Raw genomic sequence first — 5,443 nt, 5'->3', positions numbered from 1 at the left:
GGTGTGACCGCGGAGCAGGTAGTCTCGATCACCATCAATGGCAGCAACGATGCGCCAGTCATCGCCATCGAAGGCGACGACAGCGCGGTCGAGTCACTGACAGAAACCGATGCACCGCTGACCACCGCCGGCACGCTCTCTGTCAGCGATCTTGATACCACCGACGAAGTGACGCCGAGCGTCACCGCCGTGACCGCCATTGGTGACACTGATGGCTTGAGCAACGATCAGCTGCTGAGCATGCTCTCCGTCGATGCCGATGCGATCATCGCCAACACCGAGAATGACGGCACGCTGAACTGGAACTTCGACAGCTCAAGTGTCGCTGGCGAAGCCTTCGATCATCTCGCCGTCGGCGAAAGCCTGGTGCTGGATTACACCGTGGTTGTCACCGACAGCCAGGGTGTGACCGCTGAGCAGGTTGTCAGCATCACCATCAATGGCAGCAACGATGCGCCGGTTATCGCCCTCGAAGGCGATGACAGCGCGGCCGAGTCGCTGACCGAGACGGATGACACCCTGACCACCAGTGGCACGCTATCCGTGAGCGATCTGGACACCACCGACGACGTGACGCCGAGCGTCACCGCCGTGACCGCCACCGGTGACACCGACGGCCTGACCAATGCCGAGCTGCTGGGCATGCTCTCCGTCAACGTCGATGCCATCATCGATGGTGTCAGCAACGACGGTACGCTGAACTGGACCTTCGATAGCTCAAGCGTCGCCGGTGAAGCCTTCGATCACCTCGCCGTCGGCGAGAGCCTGGTGCTGGACTACACCGTGGTCGTCACCGACAGCCAGGGCGTAACGGCTGAGCAGGTCGTCAGCATCACCATCAATGGCAGCAACGATGCGCCAGTCATCGCCATCGAAGGCGACGACAGTGCGGCGGAGTCGCTGACCGAGACTGACGATACGCTGACCACCGCCGGTACTCTCTCCGTTAGTGATCTGGATACCACCGACGACGTCACGCCAAGCGTCACGGCCGTGACTGCCACCGGTGACACTGATGGCTTGAGCAACGATCAGCTGCTGAGCATGCTCTCCGTCGATGCTGACGCGATCATCGCCAACACTGAGAATGACGGTACGCTGAACTGGACCTTCGACAGCGCAAGCGTCGAAGGCGAGGCGTTCGATCACCTCGCCGTCGGCGAGAGCCTGGTGCTGGATTACACCGTGGTCGTCACCGACAGCCAGGGTGTGACTGCCGAGCAGGTTGTCTCGATCACTATCAATGGCAGCAACGATGCGCCGGTCATCGCCATCGACGGCGACGACAGCGCGAGCGAGTCGCTGACCGAGACGGATGACACGCTCGCCACCTCAGGCACGCTCTCTGTCAGCGATCTGGATACCACCGACGAAGTCGCGCCGAGCGTCACCGCCGTGACCGCCACCGGTGACACTGATGGCTTGAGCAACGATCAGCTGCTGAGCATGCTCTCCGTCGACGCCGATGCCATCATCGACGGTGTCAGCAACGACGGCACGCTGAACTGGACCTTCGATAGTTCCAGCGTCGAAGGCGAGGCGTTCGATCATCTAGCGGTGGGCGAGAGCCTGGTGCTGGATTACACCGTGGTTGTCACCGACAGCCAGGGTGTGACCGCGGAGCAGGTAGTCTCGATCACCATCAATGGCAGCAACGATGCGCCAGTCATCGCCATCGAAGGCGACGACAGCGCGGTCGAGTCACTGACAGAAACCGATGCACCGCTGACCACCGCCGGCACGCTCTCCGTGAGCGATCTGGATACCACTGACGAAGTCACGCCGAGCGTTACTGCCGTGACCGCCACCGGTGACACCGACGGCCTGAGCAATGCCGAGCTGCTGGGCATGCTCTCCGTCGACGCCGATGCCATCATCGCCAACACCGAGAATGACGGCACGCTGAACTGGACCTTCGACAGCAGCAATGTCGAAGGCGAAGCCTTCGATCACCTCGCAGTGGGCGAGAGCCTGGTGCTGGATTACACCGTGGTCGTCACCGACAGCCAGGGTGTGACTGCCGAGCAGGTTGTCAGCATCACCATCAACGGCAGCAACGATGCCCCGGTCATCGCCCTCGAAGGCGATGACAGCGCGGCGGAGTCGCTGACCGAGACTGACGGTACGCTGACCACCGCCGGCACGCTGTCCGTCAGCGATCTGGATACCACTGACGAAGTGACGCCAAGCGTCACGGCCGTGACCGCCACCGGTGACACTGATGGCTTGAGCAACGATCAGCTGCTGAGCATGCTCTCCGTCGACGCCGATGCCATCATCGATGGTGTCAGCAACGACGGTACGCTGAACTGGACCTTCGACAGCTCAAGCGTCGCCGGTGAAGCCTTCGATAACCTCGCCGTTGGCGAGAGCCTGGTGCTGGATTACACCGTGGTCGTCACTGACAGCCAGGGCGTGACCGCTGAGCAGGTCGTCCAGATCACCATCAATGGCAGCAACGATGCGCCAGTCATCGCCATCGAAAGCGATGACAGCGCGGTCGAGTCACTGACAGAAACCGATGCACCGCTGACCACCGCCGGCACGCTCTCTGTCAGCGATCTGGACACCACCGACGACGTCACGCCGAGTGTCACCGCCGCGACTGCCACCGGTGACACCGATGGCTTGAGCAACGATCAGCTGCTGAACATGCTCTCCGTCGATGCCGATGCCATCATCGATGGCGTCAGCAACGACGGCACCTTGAACTGGACCTTCGACAGCAGCAGTGTTGCTGGCGAAGCCTTCGATCACCTCGCCGTCGGCGAGAGCCTGGTGCTGGATTACACCGTGGTCGTCACCGACAGCCAGGGTGTGACTGCCGAGCAGGTTGTCAGCATCACCATCAACGGCAGCAACGATGCCCCGGTCATCGCCCTCGAAGGCGATGACAGCGCGGCGGAGTCGCTGACCGAGACTGACGGTACGCTGACCATCGCCGGCACGCTCTCCGTGAGTGATCTGGATACCACTGACGACGTCACGCCGAGCGTCACCGCCGTGACTGCCACCGGTGACACCGACGGCCTGACCAATGCCGAGCTGCTGGGCATGCTCTCCGTCGACGCCGATGCCATCATCGATGGTGTCAGCAACGACGGCACGCTGAACTGGACCTTCGACAGCGCAAGCGTCGCCGGTGAAGCCTTCGATCATCTGGCAGTGGGCGAGAGCCTGGTACTGGATTACACCGTGGTCGTCACCGACAGCCAGGGCGCCACTGCCGAGCAGGTCGTCTCGATCACCATCAACGGCAGCAACGATGCGCCTGTCATTGCCATCGAAGGTGACGACAGTGCGAGCGAGTCGCTGACCGAGACAGACAACACGCTGACCACCGCCGGCACGCTCTCTGTTAGCGATCTGGATACCACCGACGACGTCACCCCGAGTGTCACGGCCGTGATTGCCACCGGTGACACCGATGGTCTGACTAATGCCGAGCTGCTGGGCATGCTCTCCGTCGATGCTGACGCGATCATCGATGGTGCCAACAATGACGGCACCTTGAACTGGACCTTCGACAGCGACAGTGTCACCGGTGAAGCATTTGATCATCTGGCCGTGGGCGAGAGCCTGGTGCTGGACTACACCGTGGTCGTCACTGACAGCCAAGGCGCCACTGCCGAGCAGGTGGTTTCGATCACCATCAATGGCAGCAACGATGTCCCTGTCATTGCCATCGAAGGCGACGAAAGTGCGAGCGAGTCGCTGACCGAGACAGACGATAACCTGACCACCGCCGGCACGCTGTCCGTGAGCGATCTGGACACCACCGACGACGTGACGCCGAGCGTCACGGCCGTGACCGCCACCGGTGACACCGACGGCCTGACCAATGCCGAGCTGCTGGGCATGCTCTCCGTCGATGCCGATGCGATCATCGCCAACACCGAGAATGACGGCACTCTGAACTGGAACTTCGACAGCTCAAGTGTCGCTGGCGAAGCCTTCGATCACCTCGCCGTCGGCGAAAGCCTGGTGCTGGATTACACAGTGGTTGTTACTGACAGTCAGGGCGCCACTGCCGAGCAGGTCGTCCAGATCACCATCAATGGCAGCAATGATGCGCCGGTCATCGTCCTCGAAGGCGCTGACAGCGCGAGCGAGTCGCTGACCGAGACGGATGCCACGCTCGCGACTGCCGGCACGATCTCCGTGAGTGACCTGGATACCACCGACGAAGTCACGCCGAGCGTCACCGCCGTGACCGCCACCGGTGACACTGATGGCTTGAGCAACGATCAGCTGCTGAGCATGCTCTCCGTCGATGCCGATGCGATCATCAATGGCGAAGCCAATGACGGCACGCTGAACTGGACCTTCGACAGCTCAAGTGTCGCTGGCGAAGCCTTCGATCACCTCGCGGTGGGTGAGAGCCTGGTGCTGGATTACTCCGTGGTCGTCACTGACAGCCAGGGCGCAACCGCTGAGCAAGTCGTCACCATCACCATCAATGGCAGCAACGATGCGCCGGTCATCGCCCTCGAAGGTGACGACAGCGCGGCCGAGTCGCTGACTGAAACGGATGACACCCTGACCACCGCCGGTACGCTCTCCGTGAGCGATCTGGATACCACTGACGACGTCACGCCGAGCGTCACGGCCGTGACTGCCACCGGTGACACCGACGGCCTGAGCAACGATCAGCTGCTGAACATGCTCTCCGTCGATGCTGACGCGATCATCGATGGTGTCAGCAACGACGGTACGCTGAACTGGACCTTCGACAGCTCAAGCGTCGCCGGTGAAGCCTTCGATCACCTCGCCGTCGGCGAGAGCCTGGTGCTGGATTACACCGTGGTCGTCACTGACAGCCAGGGTGTGACCGCTGAGCAGGTGGTCTCGATCACCATCAATGGCAGCAACGATGCGCCGGTCATCGCTATCGAAGGCGATGACAGCGCGGCCGAGTCGCTGACCGAATCTGACGCCACGCTGAGCACCTCTGGCACGTTGTCGATCAGTGATCTGGATACCACCGATGTCGTCACGCCGAGCGTCGCTGCCGTGGTTGCCACCGGCGATACCGACGGCCTGAGCAACGATCAGTTGCTGAGCATGCTCTCCGTCGATGCCGATGCGATCATCAATGGCGAAGCCAATGACGGCACGCTGAACTGGACCTTCGATAGTTCCAGCGTCGAAGGCGAAGCCTTCGATCATCTGGCCGTCGGCGAAAGCCTGGTGCTGGATTACACCGTGGTCGTCACCGACAGTCAGGGGGTGACCGCCGAGCAGGTCGTCAGCATCACCATCAATGGCAGCAATGATGCGCCTGTCATTGCCATTGAAGGCGATGACAGCGCGAGCGAGTCGCTGACCGAGACGGATGCCACGCTCGCGACTGCCGGCACGATCTCCGTGAGTGACCTGGATACCACCGACGAAGTCACGCCGAGCGTCACCGCCGTGACCGCCACCGGTGACACTGATGGCT

The 5,443-nt window shown here is 61.9% G+C and carries 1 protein-coding gene; it reads left to right on the top strand.

All coding sequences use genetic code 11. From position 1 onward, the window contains the following. A partial coding sequence (locus HXS66_RS17175) for a VCBS domain-containing protein (protein ID WP_218015204.1) occupies positions 1–5,443 on the top strand: 5,443 nt, incomplete at both ends.

Source organism: Cobetia sp. 5-11-6-3 (assembly GCF_013374055.1).
In the GTDB taxonomy this organism is placed as follows: domain Bacteria; phylum Pseudomonadota; class Gammaproteobacteria; order Pseudomonadales; family Halomonadaceae; genus Cobetia; species Cobetia marina.
This window is presented reverse-complemented; position numbering and strand designations above follow the sequence as displayed.